The organism is Streptomyces netropsis (assembly GCF_014203545.1).
GTDB classification, from domain to species: Bacteria; Actinomycetota; Actinomycetes; order Streptomycetales; family Streptomycetaceae; genus Streptomyces; species Streptomyces netropsis.
Genome location: NZ_JACHJG010000007.1, coordinates 107,245 through 125,248, shown reverse-complemented (window position 1 = coordinate 125,248; position 18,004 = coordinate 107,245). Strand labels below are relative to the sequence as shown.

The following is an 18,004-nucleotide window of genomic DNA, read 5'->3' as shown; positions in this document are numbered from 1 at the left end:
GGGGGCACGCAGTCAGTGCCGCCAATGGGGAAAGGGAGCTCGATGGAGCGCACCGTCGTTCGTTGTGCCGAAGGGCACGTGTTCAGCACCGCTTCGTTCCCGATGCAGAACCTCGGTCCCGGCCGGCTCGGCCCCGCGCGGCTGCTGCGCTGCCCGCGCTGTGCCCGGCTCCGGCATTCCGTACCGGTGGGAGTCCAGAAGGGGTGAGGCGGCGCGCGGGCCCGGTCCGGATCGGACCGGGCCCGCGTTGCCCGGCTTCTCCGCGTATCCTCGACCCGTGCTTCTCTCAGACAAGGACATCCGGACCGAGATCGACGCTGGCCGGGTGCGGATCGACCCATTCGACGAATCGATGGTGCAGCCGTCGAGCATCGACGTGCGTCTGGACCGCTACTTCCGGGTGTTCGAGAACCACCGGTACCCGCACATCGACCCCGCCGTCGAGCAGGCGGACCTCACGCGCGAAGTGGTGCCGGAGGGCGACGAGGCCTTCATCCTGCACCCGGGTGAGTTCGTGCTCGCCTCGACGTACGAGGTCATCACGCTCCCCGACGACGTGGCCTCGCGGCTGGAGGGCAAGTCCAGCCTCGGCCGGCTCGGCCTGCTGACGCACTCCACGGCCGGCTTCATCGACCCCGGTTTCTCCGGGCACGTGACGCTGGAGCTGTCGAACATGGCCACACTGCCGATCAAGCTGTGGCCGGGGATGAAGATCGGGCAGCTGTGCATGTTCCGGCTGACCTCACCCGTGGAGCACCCGTACGGGTCCGCCAAGCACGGCTCCCGCTACCAGGGCCAGCGCGGGCCGACGCCCTCGCGGTCCTTCCAGAACTTCCATCGCACCCAGGTCTGACGCAGAACAAGGCGAAGAGCAAACAGTGAGTGACATCCGCGAGAACCTGACCTACCCGATCTTCGGGGAGGCCATCCGTGAGCTGGCGCAGACCATCGCGGACGACGGCTACGAGCCGGACATAATCCTCTCCATCGCGCGCGGCGGCGTCTTCGTCGCGGGTGGGCTGGCGTACGCGCTGGACTGCAAGAACATCCACCTGGTGAACGTCGAGTTCTACACCGGTGTGGGTGCCACGCTCGAGATGCCGGTCATGCTCGCCCCGGTGCCCAACGCGATCGACTTCTCCAACAAGAAGGTCCTGATCGCGGACGACGTCGCCGACACCGGCAAGACGCTGAAGCTGGTGCACGACTTCTGCCTCGACCACGTCGCCGAGGTCCGCAGCGCCGTGATCTACGAGAAGGCGCACTCGCTGGTGAAGTGCGAGTACGTGTGGAAGCGCACCGACGAGTGGATCAACTTCCCGTGGAGCGTCGAGCCCCCGGTGGTCCGCCGTGAGGGCCAGGTCCTCGACGCGTAAGCGGCGAGGACGCGGAGACACAGCTACGGCAAGGGCCCCGGCCGCGCTTCGAGCGCGGCCGGGGCCCTTTGTCGTACGCGGTTACGCGGCCGGGCTACAGCGTGCCCAGCTTGATGATCGAAAGCAGTGCGATCAGCTGGATCGCCGACGCGCCCAGCGCCTTCGGCCACGGCAGGTCGTGGGACTTGCTCACCATCGAGGTGAACAGCGCGCCCGCCACCAGCCAGGTCGCCCAGCCGACCACCTGGACGAAGGGGCTGTCGCCGCCGAGGAACATCGCGAAGAGCAGCCGCGGCGCGTCCGTGACCGACATGAGCAGCATCGACAGGCCGATCGTCGGCTGCCACTCGCCGTCGCCGCCGAGCTGGCGGGCCAGGGTGTGGGTGACCGCGCCGAGGATCAGGCCGGAGACCACCACGACGACGCCGGTGACCAGGACCCACGGGATGCTGTTGGAGAGTGTGGCGTTCAACACGTCCGCGCGGGCCTTGTCGAAGCCGAAGACCGCGAGCAGGCCGTAGACGAACGTGACGATCAGGGCCGGGGCCCACATGGCGTGGTCGCGCATCTGCCAGAAGGTGGCGGACGGGCGCAGGACTATGCCCGTCAGCAGCTCCTTCCAGTGCAGCCGCGGGCCGACGGGCGGGGCGGGCGCCTGACCGGCGCGGTAGGTCGCGCCGTCGTCGTAGGAGCCGTCGTCGTACGAGCCGCTGCCGTAGCCGTCGTCGCCGTACGGGCTGTACGGGGCCTGACGGCCGTACGCGTCCGCCTCGCCGAGGCTGAACTGCTGGGTGTGGCCCGGATTGTCGGCCGTCGGGCCCGGCTGGGGGGCGTGCTGCCCGTAGTACGGGTCCTGGGGAGCCTGGCCGTACGGGTCGTACTGACCGTACGGGCCGCCCGGCTGTCCACCACCGCCCCCGAAGTACTCCGGCTCACCGTGCCCGCCGTGCTGCTGCCACTGCTGCCCGCCGGGCGCGCCCGCGCTGCCCCCGGGCATGCCGCCGGGGGCGCCGTACGGGGCCTGCTGCCCGGGGCGCTGTCCTTGCTGCGCGGGGCGGGTGCCGTGCGCGTCCCGTCCGCGTCCCATCCTGAATCCAGCCACGCTTCGAACGTACCCGCTCCGGAGAGCTCGCGGAGCCGGGCCCGGGTGAACAGGGCGGTCTTTGCGGCCGAGCTGTGACATCCCTTAGGGGAAAGCTTAGGGGCGGGCGGGACGGCGGGAGGGTTTCGGTGCCCGGCGCGGTACTTGTGGCCTACGTCGCGAGGACTTCGAGGGCTGCGTGTACGGCGGTCGGACGCTGGCCGGGCGGGGGTCGGACGGGGCGTCAGGAGCTGTACGCGGCAACGGCCGGTCCCCCGCACACCTCGCGGGGGACCGGCCGTTCGCACAAGGACCGGGCGGCTACTTCGCCGGTTCCGGCTCCGGCTCGGAGACCGGCTCGCCGTCGTCGGCCGGCTCCTCCGGGGTCTTCACCGACTCCAGCAGCAGCTGGGCGACGTCGACGACCTGGATCGACTCCTTCGCCTTGCCGTCGTTCTTCTTGCCGTTGACCGAGTCGGTCAGCATGACGAGGCAGAAGGGGCAGGCGGTGGAGACGATGTCCGGGTTGAGGGACAGCGCCTCGTCGACGCGCTCGTTGTTGATGCGCTTGCCGATGCGCTCTTCCATCCACATGCGCGCACCACCGGCGCCACAGCAGAAGCCGCGCTCCTTGTGGCGGTGCATCTCCTCGTTGCGCAGGCCCGGCACCTTCGCGATGATCTCGCGCGGCGGTGTGTAGACCTTGTTGTGCCGGCCCAGGTAGCAGGGGTCGTGGTAGGTGATCAGACCCTCGACCGGGGTGACCGGGACGAGCTTGCCCTCGTCGATGAGGTGCTGGAGCAGCTGCGTGTGGTGGATGACCTCGAACTCGCCGCCCAGCTGGGGGTACTCGTTCGCGATCGTGTTGAAGCAGTGCGGGCAGGTCGCGACGATCCGCTTCTTGGACTTCGGCTTCTTCGTCGACTCGTCGTCGCCGTCCTCGCCGAACGCCATGTTCAGCATCTCGACGTTCTGCTGGCCGAGCTGCTGGAAGAGGAACTCGTTGCCCAGGCGGCGGGCCGAGTCACCGGTGCACGCCTCGTCGCCGCCCATGATCGCGAACTTCACGCCCGCGATGTGCAGCAGCTCCGCGAAGGCCTTGGTGGTCTTCTTGGCGCGGTCCTCCAGGGCGCCGGCGCAGCCGACCCAGTAGAGGTAGTCGACCTCGGTGAGGTCCTCGATGTCCTTGCCGACGACCGGGACCTCGAAGTCGACCTCCTTCGTCCAGGCCAGTCGCTGCTTCTTGGCCAGGCCCCAGGGGTTGCCCTTCTTCTCCAGGTTCTTGAGCATCGTGCCCGCCTCGGACGGGAAGGAGCTCTCGATCATCACCTGGTAGCGGCGCATGTCGACGATGTGGTCGACGTGCTCGATGTCGACCGGGCACTGCTCGACACAGGCGCCGCAGGTGGTGCAGGACCACAGGACGTCCGGGTCGATGACGCCGTTCTCCTCCAGCGTCCCGATCAGCGGGCGCTCGGCCTCCGCCAGCGCGGCGGCCGGGACGTCCTTCAGCTGCTCCTCGGTGGCCTTCTCCTCGCCCTCGGCGGTCTTGCCGCCGCCCGCGAGCAGGTACGGCGCCTTGGCGTGCGAGTGGTCGCGCAGCGCCATGATCAGCAGCTTCGGCGACAGCGGCTTGCCGGTGTTCCAGGCGGGGCACTGCGACTGGCAGCGGCCGCACTCGGTGCAGGTGGAGAAGTCGAGGAGGCCCTTCCAGGAGAAGTGCTCGATCTGGGAGACGCCGAACTGGTCGTCCTCGCCCGGGTCCTCGAAGTCGATCGGCTTGCCGTCGCTGACCATCGGCAGGAGCGCGCCGAGGGCGACGTCGCCGCTCGCCTCGCGCTTGAACCAGATGTTGGGGAAGGCGAGGAAGCGGTGCCAGGCCACGCTCATGTCGGTGTTGAGACCGACCGTGATCGCCCAGGTCATGGTCACGCCGAGCTTGATCATCGCGGCGAGGTAGACGAGGTTCTGGAGCGTGCCGACGCTGAGGCCCTTGAAGGCGGCGACCAGCGGGTACGAGGCGAAGTACGAGGCCGTGTAGCCGTCCACGCCGTGCAGGGCGCCCTCGAGGCCGCGCAGCGTCATGATGGCGAGGCCGATGACGAGGATGACGTACTCGACGAAGTACGCCTGCCAGGCGGTCGAGCCGGCGAAGCGCGACTTGCGGCCGGCCCGTGAGGGCAGGTTCGCCAGCCGGATCCCGATCAGGACGAGGATGCCCACGGTCGTGGCCGTGCCGATGAACTCGGTGTAGAGCTCGTACGGCAGCCATTCGCCGATGATCGGCAGTACCCAGTCGGCCTTGAACAGCTGGCCGTAGGCGGTGACGATCGTCAGCCCGAGGGTCAGGAAGCCGACCGCGACGAACCAGTGGGCGACGCCGACGACGCCCCACTTGTTCATGCGCGTATGGCCGACGAACTCCTTGCCCAGGGTGACCGTGCGCGTTGTGGGATCGTCCGTACGGGTACCGGCCGGGACGGGTGCCCCGAGCCTGAAGAACCGGACGAACTGGGCGGCGGCGCGGCCGACGAGCGCCACGCCGACTGCCGTGAGGACCAGCGACACGATGATCGCGGCGAGTTGCATGGTGGGGCTCCTCGAACCTGCGAGAGCGAACGAACTAGCGAAGCGGACGAATCTGCTGAAGCGGACGAATCTGCTGAAGCGAGCGGACTACTAAGCAGTAACTTATTCAGTCTCCGCCGAGATTACCCAGGATTCCCGGGCCCATGAACCCGACCTGCCGGTGATCTGTATCGCGCAGGCAACCCTTTCCCGCCCCGCCGCGTCTCTCCGCCGCCCGCGAGTGACGGTAAGGCTGACATAAAAGTTGAGCGGGCTCGACTCAGGTCCGTTGACAGGTTTGCCGTCGTGTTGCACTCTTGAGTCTGTTCCACTCAAGTCAGCTGGAGGAATGACATGGCACGTGCGGTCGGCATCGACCTGGGTACGACGAACTCCGTCGTCAGTGTTCTCGAAGGCGGTGAGCCCACCGTCATCACCAACGCCGAGGGCGCCAGGACCACGCCGTCCGTCGTCGCCTTCGCGAAGAACGGTGAGGTGCTGGTCGGCGAGGTCGCCAAGCGCCAGGCCGTCACCAACGTCGACAGGACCATCCGGTCGGTCAAGCGCCACATGGGCACCGACTGGAAGATCAACATCGACGGCAAGGACTTCAACCCGCAGCAGATGAGCGCCTTCATCCTGCAGAAGCTGAAGCGTGACGCCGAGGCTTACCTGGGTGAGAAGGTCGTCGACGCGGTCATCACCGTCCCGGCGTACTTCAACGACTCCGAGCGTCAGGCGACCAAGGAGGCCGGTGAGATCGCGGGCCTCAACGTCCTGCGCATCGTCAACGAGCCGACCGCCGCCGCCCTGGCCTACGGCCTCGACAAGGACGACCAGACCATTCTGGTCTTCGACCTCGGTGGCGGCACCTTCGACGTCTCGCTGCTCGAGATCGGCGACGGCGTCGTCGAGGTGAAGGCCACCAACGGTGACAACCACCTCGGTGGTGACGACTGGGACCAGCGCGTCGTCGACTACCTGGTCAAGCAGTTCGCCAACGGCCACGGCGTCGACCTGTCCAAGGACAAGATGGCCCTCCAGCGCCTCCGCGAGGCCGCTGAGAAGGCGAAGATCGAGCTCTCCTCGTCCACCGAGACCTCGATCAACCTGCCCTACATCACGGCGTCCGCCGAGGGCCCGCTGCACCTGGACGAGAAGCTCACCCGCGCCCAGTTCCAGCAGCTGACCGCGGACCTGCTCGACCGCTGCAAGACCCCGTTCCACAACGTCATCAAGGACGCCGGCATCGCGCTGTCCGAGATCGACCACGTGGTCCTCGTCGGTGGCTCGACCCGTATGCCGGCCGTCGCCGAGCTCGTCAAGGAGCTGACCGGCGGTCAGGACGCCAACAAGGGCGTCAACCCGGACGAGGTCGTCGCCATCGGCGCGGCCCTCCAGGCCGGTGTCCTCAAGGGCGAGGTCAAGGACGTCCTGCTGCTCGACGTCACCCCGCTGTCGCTTGGTATCGAGACCAAGGGCGGCATCATGACGAAGCTCATCGAGCGCAACACCACGATCCCGACCAAGCGCTCCGAGATCTTCACGACGGCCGAGGACAACCAGCCGTCCGTGCAGATCCAGGTCTACCAGGGCGAGCGCGAGATCGCGGCGTACAACAAGAAGCTCGGCATGTTCGAGCTCACCGGCCTGCCGCCGGCCCCGCGTGGCGTCCCGCAGATCGAGGTCACCTTCGACATCGACGCCAACGGCATCATGCACGTGACCGCGAAGGACCTGGGCACGGGCAAGGAGCAGAAGATGACCGTCACCGGCGGCTCCTCGCTCGCCAAGGACGAGGTCGACCGGATGCGCCAGGAGGCCGAGCAGTACGCGGAGGAGGACCACCGCCGCCGCGAGGCCGCCGAGACCCGCAACCAGGCCGAGCAGCTCGTCTACCAGACCGAGAAGTTCCTCAAGGACAACGAGGAGAAGGTCCCGGCCGAGGTCAAGACCGAGGTCGAGACCGCCGTCGGCGAGCTGAAGGAGAAGCTCAAGGGCGAGGACACGGCCGAGATCCGCACCGCGACCGAGAAGGTCGCCGCGGTCAGCCAGAAGCTGGGCCAGGCCATGTACGCCGACGCCCAGGCCGCGGGTGGCGCCGAGGGTGCCGCGGGCGCCGGTCAGCCCAAGGCCGAGGACGACGTCGTCGACGCCGAGATCGTGGACGACGAGAAGCCCAAGAAGGACGGTGCCGCGTGACGGAGGAGACCCCGGGCTTCGAGGAGAAGCCCGACGTCCCCTCCGACGCCGCAGCCCCCGACGATGCGGCACAGGCCGCCGGGTCCGCCGACAAGGCGGGCCCGGAGGCCCCGGCTGGGGACGCACCGACCGAAGGACCGGATGCTCAGGCCGCCCAGGAGGGCGCGGCCGCAGCGCTGACGGCTCAGCTGGACCAGGCCCGTTCCGCGCTCGCCGAGCGCACCGCGGACCTCCAGCGGCTCCAGGCCGAGTACCAGAACTACCGTCGCCGGGTGGAGCGGGACCGGGTCACGGTCAAGGAGATCGCCGTCGCGAACCTCCTGTCCGAGCTCCTTCCCACGCTCGACGACATCGGCCGCGCCCGTGACCACGGCGAGCTGGTCGGCGGCTTCAAGTCCGTCGCCGAATCGCTGGAGACGGTCGTCGCCAAGATGGGCCTGCAGCAGTTCGGCAAGGAGGGCGAGCCCTTCGACCCGCTGGTGCACGAGGCCCTGATGCACAGCTACGCGCCGGACGTCACCGAGACCACGTGCGTGCAGATCCTGCAGCCGGGGTATCGGATCGGCGAGCGGACGATCCGCCCCGCGCGGGTCGCCGTGGCCGAGCCGCAGCCCGGCGCCCAGAAGGGCGAGGGCGACGAGGATTCGGCCGAGGAGAGCGGTGGCCCTGACAAGGGCTGACGTGCCTGACGTGACGACGGACAGCGGGGACCGGAAGGAGGGACGCCGAGGATGAGCACGAAGGACTTCGTCGAGAAGGACTACTACAAGGTCCTCGGCGTGCCCAAGGACGCCACCGAGGCCGAGATCAAGAAGGCGTACCGGAAGCTCGCCCGCGAGTACCACCCGGACGCCAACAAGGGCGACGCCAAGGCCGAGGAGCGCTTCAAGGAGATCTCCGAGGCGAACGACGTCCTCGCCGACCCCAAGCGCCGCAAGGAGTACGACGAGGCCCGCGCCCTGTTCGGCAACGGCGGCTACCGCCCGGGTCCGGGCGGCGCGGGCGGCGGCTCCTTCAACTTCGACCTGGGCGACCTCTTCGGGGGCGCCCAGGGCGGAGCGGGCGCCGGCGGCTTCGGCGGCGGCGGTGGTCTCGGGGACGTCTTCGGCGGCCTCTTCAACCGCGGCGGTACGGGCACCCGTACCCAGCCGCGGCGCGGTCAGGACATCGAGTCCGAGGTGACGCTCAGCTTCACCGAGGCGGTGGACGGGGCCACGGTCCCGCTGCGGATGTCCTCCTCGGCTGCGTGCAAGGCGTGCTCCGGCACGGGCGACAAGAACGGTACGCCGCGGGTCTGCCCGACCTGCGTCGGCACCGGGCAGGTCTCCCACGGCGCGGGCGGCGGCTTCTCACTGACCGACCCCTGCCCCGACTGCAAGGGCCGCGGGCTGATCCCCGAGAACCCCTGCGACGTGTGCAAGGGCAGCGGGCGGGCCACGTCCTCCCGCACGATGCAGGTCCGCATCCCGTCGGGGGTCTCCGACGGGCAGCGGATCCGGCTGCGCGGCAAGGGCGCCCCGGGCGAGCGCGGCGGACCGGGCGGCGATCTGTACGTCGTGGTGCACGTCGGCACGCACCCGGTCTTCGGGCGCAAGGACGACAACCTCACCGTCACCGTGCCGATCTCCTACGTGGAGGCGACGCTCGGCGGCGAGGTGAAGGTCCCCACCCTCGGCGGCCCTCCGGTCACCCTCAAGCTGCCGGCCGGCACACCCAACGGCCGGACGATGCGCGCCCGTGGCAAGGGCGCGGTGCGCAAGGACGGCACCCGCGGCGACCTGCTGGTCACCGTCGAGGTCGCCGTGCCCAAGGACCTCGACGACAAGGCGCGGGAGGCCCTCGAGGCCTACCGCGACGCGACGGCGGACGAGGACCCTCGGGCGGAGCTGTTCCAGGCCGCGAAGGGAGCTTGAGATGGACGGCCGACGACGACGTTTCGAACCAGCACAGCCGTATCAGCTGACCGACGAGTCGCCGGTCTACGTCATCTCCGTCGCGGCTCAGCTCTCGGGCCTCCATCCGCAGACGCTGCGCCAGTACGACCGCCTCGGCCTGGTCTCCCCGGACCGCACGGCCGGGCGCGGCCGGCGCTATTCGGCGCGCGACATCGAGCTGCTGCGCCAGGTGCAGCAGCTCAGCCAGGACGAGGGCATCAACCTGGCCGGCATCAAGCGCATCATCGAGCTGGAGAACCAGGTGGCCGCGCTCAAGGCGCGCGCCGCCGAGCTCCAGGCGATGGTCGAGGGCGCGGCCACGGCCATGCAGCAGCGCGAGGCCGCGGTGCACGCCTCCTACCGCCGTGACCTGGTCCCGTACCAGGACGTGCAGCAGACCAGCGCGCTGGTCGTCTGGCGGCCGCGGCGGCAGGGCTCGGACTAGCGGCATCCCCGGGACACCGGGCGAATACGCGCGAGGGCCGACGGAACGATCTGTTCCGTCGGCCCTCGCGCATATCCGGTGCGACCGCCATTTCCGGTGCGACCGCGGGGTCAGGCCCGGCCCATCGCCCGGGTGACCGTGATCTCGATGACGACGCGGTCGGGGTTCGGGCTCGGCGTGCGGCCGTAGCGCTCGGCGTAGCGGGCGACGGCGTCGGCGACGACCTCGGCCTCGGTCCGCACCACCGCGCGTCCCTCCAGCGTCGCCCAGCGCCCCCGGTCCAGCTGGCAGACCGCGACGTACGCGCCGTCGGGGCCGCAGGCCTGGACGTTGGCGACCTTGGTGCTGGTCTTGCGGGTGATGACACGGGCCACGCCGGCCTCGGGGTCGTACGTGACGCCGACCGGGACGACGTGCGGGGTGCCGTCCGTGCGGTGGGTGGTGAGGGTGCAGAGGTGGTACTCGCGCCAGAAGTCGAGGTAGGCGGGGGCGAGGTTGCGGAGGTCGTGGGCCATGCGGGAAGCGTAGTTCGTGGACCTCAGGTGAAGTCGGCCGTCTCCAGAACGAAGGAGAAGGGGGCGGGGAGGGGTACCTCCTTGCCGAAGGCGGTGCTGTGGGCGTCGCCGTAATCCTCGCCCACCCGGTCGCTGTGCAGGGTGACCATGCCACGGCTGCGGTCCACGAGGAGGTAGAGCGGAATGCCCGCGCGGGCATAGCAGTGGCGCTTGGCGACGCGATCACCGTCCGGCCCGGTGCTCGTTACCTCGATGACGAGGGCGATACCGTCGGGCGTCATCCAGGAGGGGGCGCCCCGGAAGAGCCGCAGCTCACGGGGGGCGAACGTGCCATCGGGCACGACGTGGTTCCTGGGACAGCGGCCGCCGCTGGGCAGGCGTAAACCCTTGTTGCCCGAGTACTGCATGCGGACCTTCGAATGGTCGTACATCTGCGCCACGATCAGTTCGATCACATCCTCGTGATCTCCGTCCGGAGCTGGTGACACGATGATCTCCCCCTCGATGAGCTCGGCCTTGAAGCCTTCAGGGGTCTCCAGGGCCAGAAAGCTCTCCAGGAGGAGCTCTTCCTGCGTGGGCGTCGGCTCGTGTGCCATAGCCGTCATGCTGCACCCCCTTTGCGGTCGGAGGCCAGTGCGGCCCGCCGCCGCGTGGGCGGGTGGCGGGCCGGGGAGGGTTCACTCAGAAGGGCGTGCGAGGTTCGTCAGTTCCCCGACGGTGCTTCGGGCGTGGCCGTAGGGGCCCCGGACGGGAGCGTTCCGGTGGGGGTCGGGCCCGGCGTCGGCCTTGTCGTCGGAGCCTTCGTCGGCGAGGGCGTCGGGGCCTTCGTCGGTGACGGGGTCGGGACGCTGCTCGGTACCGGGCCGCCCGTCGGCCGGCACGTCGGTACGGCTGTGGGCGCGACCGTAGGTACTGCGGTCGGTACGGACGTCGGGCGGGTCGTGGGTGCCACCGTCGGGCCGGTGGTGGGGCCGGGCGTCGGACGGACCGTGGGTGCCACTGTCGGGCCGGTTGTGGGGCGTGGCGTCGGGCGGGTTGTAGGCGCCACCGTCGGGTCCGGCCATGACGTCGCCGATACGGCCATGAACGTCGGTCGTGGTGTCGCCCGCGATGTCGGGCCGGTCGTCGGGGTCGGTCTCGGGGCCGTCGTCGGCACGGACGTGGGTCCGGCCGTCGGGCCGCAGGGGGCGGGGCCGGGCGCTGCCGATGCCGTCGGCAGTGACAGAGCCACCGCCGTGGCGATCGTCAGTAAGGCCGCGCCGGTGGTCACGCGGCTGAAGGGGCCGGCCGCCCCCAGGGGTCGGAGCATGGGAAAAGTCCTCGCAGTCAGGCGGTGGCGCAAGGAGTGGGGGGAACGCCTGTGCAAGATCCTGCATCACCGGCCCCCGGCGTGGAACCCCGATTTTGGGGCGGCCCTTTTCGAGGGGCTCGCTGGCAGAACAAGGTTGAGTGGAATAGACTCAACTTATCGCATGTTGATCTCAGCAAGGATTGTCGGCGAGCCAGAGGAGGAGCCCGAGTCGTGGATGCCGAGCTGACCAACAGGAGCCAGGAGGCGCTCAGCCGCGCCCATGAGCGGGCCGTGACCGCCGGCCACGCGGACATGACGCCCGCGCACCTGCTGCTCGCGCTGCTCGCGGGCGAGGACAACGAGAACATCATGGACCTGCTCGTCGCCGTCGAGGCCGACGCCGCGGCGCTGCGCTCCGGGGCGGAGCGGCAGCTCGGCGCACTGCCGAGCGTGCAGGGGTCCACCGTGGCGCCGCCGCAGCCCGACCGGGAGCTGATGGCCGCGATCGCGGACGCCTCGCAGCGCGCCCGCGAGCTGGGCGACGCCTTCATCTCCACCGAACACCTGCTCATCGGGCTCGCCGCCAAGGGCGGCCGGACCGGTGAGCTGCTGGAACAGCAGGGCGCCACGGCCAAGAGGCTGCTGGACGCGTTCGAGACCGCGAGGGGCGGGCAGCGAGTGACGACTCCGGATCCGGAGGGCACGTACAAGGCACTGGAGAAGTTCGGTACGGACTTCACGGCGGCCGCGCGCGAGGGCAAGCTCGACCCGGTCATCGGCCGGGACCAGGAGATCCGCCGCGTGGTCCAGGTGCTCTCGCGCCGGACGAAGAACAACCCGGTGCTCATCGGCGAGCCCGGCGTCGGCAAGACCGCCGTCGTGGAGGGCCTCGCGCAGCGGATAGTGAAGGGCGACGTGCCCGAGTCGCTGAAGAACAAGCGGCTCGTCTCGCTCGACCTCGGCGCGATGGTCGCGGGCGCGAAGTACCGCGGCGAGTTCGAGGAGCGGCTGAAGACCGTCCTCGCCGAGATCAAGTCCAGCGACGGCCAGATCATCACCTTCATCGACGAGCTGCACACCGTCGTCGGCGCGGGCGCCGGCGGGGACTCCGCCATGGACGCGGGCAACATGCTCAAGCCCATGCTGGCCCGCGGCGAGCTGCGGATGGTCGGCGCGACGACGCTCGACGAGTACCGCGAGCGCATCGAGAAGGACGCGGCGCTGGAGCGCCGCTTCCAGCAGGTGCTGGTCGCCGAGCCGTCCGTCGAGGACTCCATCGCGATCCTGCGCGGGCTCAAGGGCCGGTACGAGGCGCACCACAAGGTGCAGATCGCGGACTCCGCCCTGGTCGCCGCGGCCACCCTCTCCGACCGCTACATCACCTCCCGCTTCCTGCCCGACAAGGCCATCGACCTCGTCGACGAGGCCGCGTCCCGGCTGCGCATGGAGATCGACTCCTCGCCCGTCGAGATCGACGAGCTGCAGCGCGCGGTCGACCGGCTGAAGATGGAGGAGCTGGCGATCGACAACGAGACCGACCCCGGCTCCCTGCAGCGGCTGGAGAAGCTGCGCCGCGACCTCGCCGACAAGGAGGAGGAGCTGCGCGGCCTCACCGCGCGCTGGGAGAAGGAGAAGCAGTCCCTCAACCGCGTCGGTGAGCTCAAGGAGCGCCTCGACGATCTGCGCGGCCAGGCCGAGCGCGCCCAGCGCGACGGCGACTTCGACGCCGCGTCCAAGCTGCTGTACGGCGAGATCCCGGCCGTGGAGCGCGAGCTGGAGGCGGCCGCCGAGGCCGAAGCCGAGGCCGAACAGGAAGCCGCCGCCAAGGACCTCATGGTCAAGGAGGAGGTCGGCCCGGACGACATCGCCGACGTCGTCGCCTCCTGGACCGGCATTCCGGCCGGCCGCCTGCTGGAGGGCGAGACACAGAAGCTGCTGCGCATGGAGGAGGAGCTCGGCCGTCGGCTGATCGGCCAGAGCGAGGCCGTACGGGCCGTCTCGGACGCCGTGCGCCGCGCGCGGGCCGGCATCGCCGACCCCGACCGGCCGACCGGCTCGTTCCTCTTCCTCGGCCCGACCGGCGTCGGCAAGACCGAGCTGGCCAAGGCGCTCGCGGACTTCCTCTTCGACGACGAGCGGGCCATCACCCGCATCGACATGAGCGAGTACGGCGAGAAGCACTCCGTCGCCCGGCTGGTCGGCGCGCCGCCCGGCTACGTGGGCTACGAGGAAGGCGGCCAGCTCACCGAGGCGGTGCGCCGGCGCCCGTACACGGTCGTGCTCCTGGACGAGGTGGAGAAGGCCCACCACGAGGTCTTCGACGTCCTGCTCCAGGTCCTCGACGACGGGCGGCTCACCGACGGACAGGGCCGGACGGTCGACTTCCGGAACACCATCCTGATCCTGACCTCCAACCTCGGTTCCTCCTATCTGGTGGACCCGCTGCTCAAGGACGACCAGAAGAAGACGAAGGTCCTGGAGACGGTCCGGTCCTCCTTCCGGCCGGAGTTCCTGAACCGCCTCGACGACCTGGTGGTCTTCCACACCCTGGGGACGGACGAGCTGGAGCGGATCGCAGGACTCCAGATCGACCGTCTCCAGCGCCGTCTCACCGACCGGCGACTTACCCTGGACGTGACCGACGCCGCGCTGCGCTGGCTCGCCGCCCTCGGGCACGACCCGGCCGCGCCGGACGCCGCCGCGCCCGATCCGAGCTACGGCGCCCGCCCGCTGCGGCGCCTGATCCAGACCGCCATCGGTGACCGGCTCGCCCGGGCGATCCTCGCCGGGGACGTCCGCGACGGCGACACCGTCCGTGTCGACCTCGCCCCGGACGGCTCCGCGCTCACCGTCACCTCGGCCGCCACGACAGGATCGGGGGGCTGACGGGGTTGCGGTGACGGGGCGGGTGTGGGGGAGGATGGCAAGAACCGTACGAAGGGAAATTCACGGTGAGCATCGACCCGTCCTCGATTCCGAATTTCGGGGGCCAGCCCGAACCGCAGGAGGCGGGCCCGACTGGCCCCGTCATCCCCGACCAGGACCTGGTCAAGCAGCTCCTCGAGCAGATGGAGCTGAAGTACGTCGTCGACGACGAGGGCGACCTCGCCGCGCCGTGGGAGCAGTTCCGCACGTACTTCATGTTCCGCGGCGAGGAGGAGCAGCAGGTCTTCTCGGTCCGGACCTTCTACGACCGGCCGCACGGCATCGAGGAGAAGCACCAGCTCCTCGAGGCCATCGACGACTGGAACCGCCGCACCCTGTGGCCGAAGGTGTACACGCACACCAACGACGACGGCGGCGTCCGCCTCATCGGCGAGGCGCAGATGCTGATCGGCGTCGGTGTGTCGCTGGAGCACTTCGTCTCCAGCACGGTCAGCTGGGTGCGGGCCTCGATCGAGTTCGACAAGTGGCTCATCGAGGCGCTCGGCCTGGAGGCCGACGCGGAGTCCGGTGACGAGAAGCCGGGCGACGAAGAGGCCTGAGCCCGACCGTTGACCCCGGCGCGCGCCGCGCTCTTCGAGGCTCCGGCGCGCGTCACATGGGGATGCGGGCGACCGTCAGCAGATACGTCCCGTAGAAGAACGAGAGCCCGGCCAGCGCGCCGACCGTCACGACGACGGTGCGCGGCCGGGCTCTCGCCATCGCCACCGCCGCCGGGAGCAGCAGCGGGAACGCGGGCAGCAGGAAACGCGGCTTGGAGGCGAAGTAACTGGAGCCGCCGACCGCGATGACGACGAGCACCAGCGCGTAGACGAGCACCGCCGTCGGCGGGCGGTCCAGGGCGAGCAGGACCAACGCGATCAGGGCCACCGCGAGGACCGCCACGGTCACGTAGTACGCCATGTAGTCCCGGGCGACGAACAGGTGCCGGGTGAACCGCCACGCGTCCGCCCCGAAGTCGAAGCGCGACCCCCACAGCCGCTGCACCTCGAAGTAGCCGAACGGCCCGCCCCCGAAGCGCGCCCCGGCCCAGGCGACATAGCCGCACCAGCCCAGCGGGGCGAGCCCCGCGCCCGCCCACACCCGCCAGTCCGCACGGGCCCGCGGGTCCCGGCACACCGCGAGCACCGCCGCCAGGGCGACGGCGGCGGCCACCGCGATGGCGTTGGGCCGCGACAGCCCGGCCAGCAGGGCGAGTGCCCCGGCCCACAGCGGCCGGTCGGTGATCGCCGCGAACAGCGCCCACGCGGCGAACGCGGTCATCAGCGTCTCGGTGTACGCCATCGACTGCACGATCGCGTGCGGCAGCAGCCCCCACAGCAGGACGAGCAGCGTGCCCACCCGCTGTCCGTGCAGCCGCTCCCCGACCGCGTAGATGCCCCAGGCCGCGAACCCGGCCGCGGCCCAGGCGACGATCAGCCCGGCGCTGACGACCCCGACCGGCAGCAGGTCCGCCACCAGCCGGACGAGACCGGGGAAGAGCGGGAAGAACGCCAGGTCGTTGAAGACCACCCCGGGGCTGTGGGAGGAGGGGACGGACAGGCCGTAGCCGTTGCGGGCGATGCCGGCGTACCAGATGCCGTCCCAGGAGTGGCCGAGCAGCCCCCGCGGATGCCGCCCCGTCCACCAGGCCCAGCCGGCCATCACCGACATCCCGGTCAGCCGGGCGGCGGTGTAGAGCGCGAGCGCGGGTGCCGCCCGGCGCAGCGCGGCCCGCACCCGCTCCAGCAGGCGGGTGCGGCTGTCGCGGGCGGCGGGGCGCGGCTGCTGGCCGCGTACGGGCACGGCGGTGTCGGCGGACACGGGGGCACCTCCGGTGCGGGCGCGGCGGGGGTGAGCATGCCGGACGGCAAGCGCCTCGGCATACCGACCATGCGGCTCGCGTCTCGCGCGCGCGAGACGGAACGCCCGTACGCGGTGTGCCTTCCACCCGCTCGGCGGCACGGCTGCGTGTCGGCGCGGCGCCGGGAGGGGACCTGTGCTGGGCGCCGGTGCGCCCCGCGGGGCCCCCGCCTATCGTGAGCCCCGCACCACCCGGGCACGGGCACCCGGGCTCCAACTGGGCGGTGCCACAACGGAACAGACGGCACGACGGCCTCCTCGGACGACCATCGACGGACTCGGGAAAGCGGGAACGCATGAATACGGACTGGAACCCGGCGGCGCGGGTGCGGGACATGGGCACGTCGGTCTTCACGGAGATGACCGAGCTGGCGCGGGCCACGGGCGCGGTCAACCTCGGCCAGGGCGTCCCCGAGCTGGACAGCCCGGCCGTCCTGCTGAAGGACGTCGCGGCGGCGGTCCTCGCGGGCAGCAACCAGTACCCGCCCGCGGCCGGCTTCCCGGCGCTGCGCGAGGCGGTCGCCGAGCACCAGCGCGCGCGGTACGGGCTGGAGTACCGGCCCGCGGGCGAGGTGCTGATCACCACCGGCGCCACCGAGGCGCTCGCGGCGGCGCTGCTCGCGCTGTGCGACCCCGGCGACGAGATCCTGGCCTTCGACCCCTGCTACGACGCCTACCCGGCCGGCGCCAGGCTGGCGGGCGCCCGTCTGGTGCCGGTACCGCTGGAGCTGTCCGGCGACACCTTCGTACTGGACCCGGGTGCGCTGCGCGCCGCCGTCACCCCGCGCTCGCGGGTGCTGCTGCTCAACACCCCGCACAACCCGACCGGCAAGGTCTTCACCGCCGACGAACTGGCCGCGATCGCCGACGTCTGCCGGGAGCACGAGCTGACGGTGGTGACCGACGAGGTCTACGAACACCTCGTCTACGGCGATGCCCGGCACCTCACCCTCGCCGCGCTGCCCGGCATGCGCGAGCGGACGCTCACGATCTCCTCCGCGGGCAAGACCTTCAACGTCACGGGCTGGAAGATCGGCTGGGTCTGCGGCCCGGCCCACCTGGTGGCGGCGGTCGCCGCCGCGAAGCAGTTCCTGACCTACGCCACCGGCACGCCGTACCAGGAGGCGCTCGCGCGGATGCTGGGCGATGTGGAGGAGTGGGCGGCCGGGCTGCGCGGCACGCTGAGCCGCAACCGCGATCTGCTGACCGAGGGACTGGCCCGCGCGGGCCTGCGCCCCTGCCGAGCGGACGCCGGATACTTCGTGCAGGCCGACGTCCGGGAGTGGGGGTACACGGACGGCGTGCGTTTCTGCCGCGAACTCCCGTCGCGCGCCGGGGTGGTGGCAATTCCGACGTCCGCCTTCTATGTGCGCCCCAATGCGCCGTCCTATCTGGTGCGTTTCTCCTTCTGCAAGCGAGAGGAATCGGTACGCACCGCGGTGGAGAAGCTACTTAGTGCTGCGTAAATGCCGTTTAATCGGCCACATTTCCAAGTGGCCAGCGCTTGAACGCATATGCGCCCGGCGGATCCCGACGGCCCGCCGGGCGCAATGATGGTGAACAGGTGAACTGCCCGGCCCTCTCATGGATGGAAATCATGATGAGATGGGTAAAAAGCCTGTGGGCGCAGCTCATTTCATGATTCCCTCTCTTTCAGAGACACGTCCTGAGACGACTCCTCGGAATCTTCGGAATCACTGTTCTCGGACCCCATGAACCCCGATGTGGGCATGAGCCGGCGCGCCACGACCCTGGACCCCGTTCTGGGCGGGCCGGCCCACCCTCCACTGCTTGCTATGCGGAGCCG

15 protein-coding genes are annotated in these 18,004 nt (G+C 70.3%); 9 read left to right on the top strand and 6 right to left on the bottom strand.

Annotated features, from left to right (window positions below; all coding sequences use genetic code 11):
* Positions 1-277 precede the first annotated feature (277 nt).
* Together dcd and FHS38_RS18035 are read left to right on the top strand one after the other, a co-directional pair.
* A complete protein-coding gene (dcd, locus tag FHS38_RS18040) occupies positions 278-853 on the top strand; it encodes a dCTP deaminase (RefSeq protein WP_030366976.1) in 576 nt (191 codons plus the stop codon).
* A gap of 25 nt (positions 854-878) precedes the next feature.
* Positions 879-1,376, top strand: coding sequence for a phosphoribosyltransferase (locus FHS38_RS18035; RefSeq protein WP_130878710.1), 498 nt, complete (start codon positions 879-881; stop codon positions 1,374-1,376).
* Positions 1,377-1,470: 94 nt separating this feature from the next.
* Here the strand turns inward: FHS38_RS18035 and FHS38_RS18030 are convergent, their stop codons facing one another.
* Complete coding sequence (locus FHS38_RS18030) at positions 1,471-2,559, bottom strand: Yip1 family protein (RefSeq protein ID WP_184734598.1); 1,089 nt, start codon at positions 2,557-2,559, stop codon at positions 1,471-1,473.
* Between the two features lie 219 nt (positions 2,560-2,778).
* Positions 2,779-5,046, bottom strand: a complete 2,268-nt coding sequence (locus tag FHS38_RS18025) for a (Fe-S)-binding protein (RefSeq protein ID WP_184734597.1) — start codon at positions 5,044-5,046, stop codon at positions 2,779-2,781.
* Between the two features lie 333 nt (positions 5,047-5,379).
* Between FHS38_RS18025 and dnaK the strand changes: the two genes are divergently transcribed.
* The 4 genes from dnaK to FHS38_RS18005 are packed head-to-tail and all read left to right on the top strand — an operon-like array spanning position 5,380 to position 9,606.
* Positions 5,380-7,227, top strand: coding sequence for a molecular chaperone DnaK (gene dnaK, locus FHS38_RS18020; RefSeq protein WP_184734596.1), 1,848 nt, complete (start codon positions 5,380-5,382; stop codon positions 7,225-7,227).
* A complete protein-coding gene (gene grpE / locus FHS38_RS18015; protein WP_184734595.1) occupies positions 7,224-7,907 on the top strand; it encodes a nucleotide exchange factor GrpE in 684 nt (227 codons plus the stop codon). Before dnaK ends, grpE begins: the two co-directional genes overlap by 4 nt.
* 51 nt (positions 7,908-7,958) lie before the next feature.
* Positions 7,959-9,140, top strand: a complete 1,182-nt coding sequence (gene dnaJ / locus FHS38_RS18010; protein ID WP_184734594.1) for a molecular chaperone DnaJ — start codon at positions 7,959-7,961, stop codon at positions 9,138-9,140.
* Between the two features lies 1 nt (position 9,141).
* Positions 9,142-9,606, top strand: coding sequence for a heat shock protein transcriptional repressor HspR (locus tag FHS38_RS18005; protein ID WP_184734593.1), 465 nt, complete (start codon positions 9,142-9,144; stop codon positions 9,604-9,606).
* 110 nt (positions 9,607-9,716) lie between these two features.
* Here FHS38_RS18005 and FHS38_RS18000 read toward each other — a convergent pair whose 3' ends face one another.
* From FHS38_RS18000 to FHS38_RS17990, 3 genes are all read right to left on the bottom strand, one after another.
* Complete coding sequence (locus tag FHS38_RS18000; protein WP_184734592.1) at positions 9,717-10,121, bottom strand: pyridoxamine 5'-phosphate oxidase family protein; 405 nt, start codon at positions 10,119-10,121, stop codon at positions 9,717-9,719.
* Between the two features lie 23 nt (positions 10,122-10,144).
* Positions 10,145-10,726, bottom strand: a complete 582-nt coding sequence (locus FHS38_RS17995) for a Uma2 family endonuclease (RefSeq protein ID WP_184734591.1) — start codon at positions 10,724-10,726, stop codon at positions 10,145-10,147.
* A 72-nt stretch (positions 10,727-10,798) separates the two neighbouring features.
* Entirely contained in the window at positions 10,799-11,185 is a 387-nt protein-coding gene (locus FHS38_RS17990; RefSeq protein ID WP_184734590.1) for a hypothetical protein, read from the bottom strand.
* A gap of 458 nt (positions 11,186-11,643) precedes the next feature.
* Between FHS38_RS17990 and clpB the strand changes: the two genes are divergently transcribed.
* Positions 11,644-14,298, top strand: a complete 2,655-nt coding sequence (gene clpB / locus FHS38_RS17985) for an ATP-dependent chaperone ClpB (protein ID WP_184734589.1) — start codon at positions 11,644-11,646, stop codon at positions 14,296-14,298.
* Between the two features lie 65 nt (positions 14,299-14,363).
* Complete coding sequence (locus FHS38_RS17980) at positions 14,364-14,897, top strand: YbjN domain-containing protein (RefSeq protein ID WP_184734588.1); 534 nt, start codon at positions 14,364-14,366, stop codon at positions 14,895-14,897.
* A 52-nt stretch (positions 14,898-14,949) separates the two neighbouring features.
* Here FHS38_RS17980 and FHS38_RS17975 read toward each other — a convergent pair whose 3' ends face one another.
* Positions 14,950-16,158, bottom strand: coding sequence for a hypothetical protein (locus tag FHS38_RS17975; protein WP_184734587.1), 1,209 nt, complete (start codon positions 16,156-16,158; stop codon positions 14,950-14,952).
* Between the two features lie 335 nt (positions 16,159-16,493).
* Between FHS38_RS17975 and FHS38_RS17970 the strand changes: the two genes are divergently transcribed.
* Positions 16,494-17,663, top strand: coding sequence for an aminotransferase class I/II-fold pyridoxal phosphate-dependent enzyme (locus FHS38_RS17970; protein ID WP_184734586.1), 1,170 nt, complete (start codon positions 16,494-16,496; stop codon positions 17,661-17,663).
* The last annotated feature ends 341 nt before the right edge of the window (positions 17,664-18,004 follow it).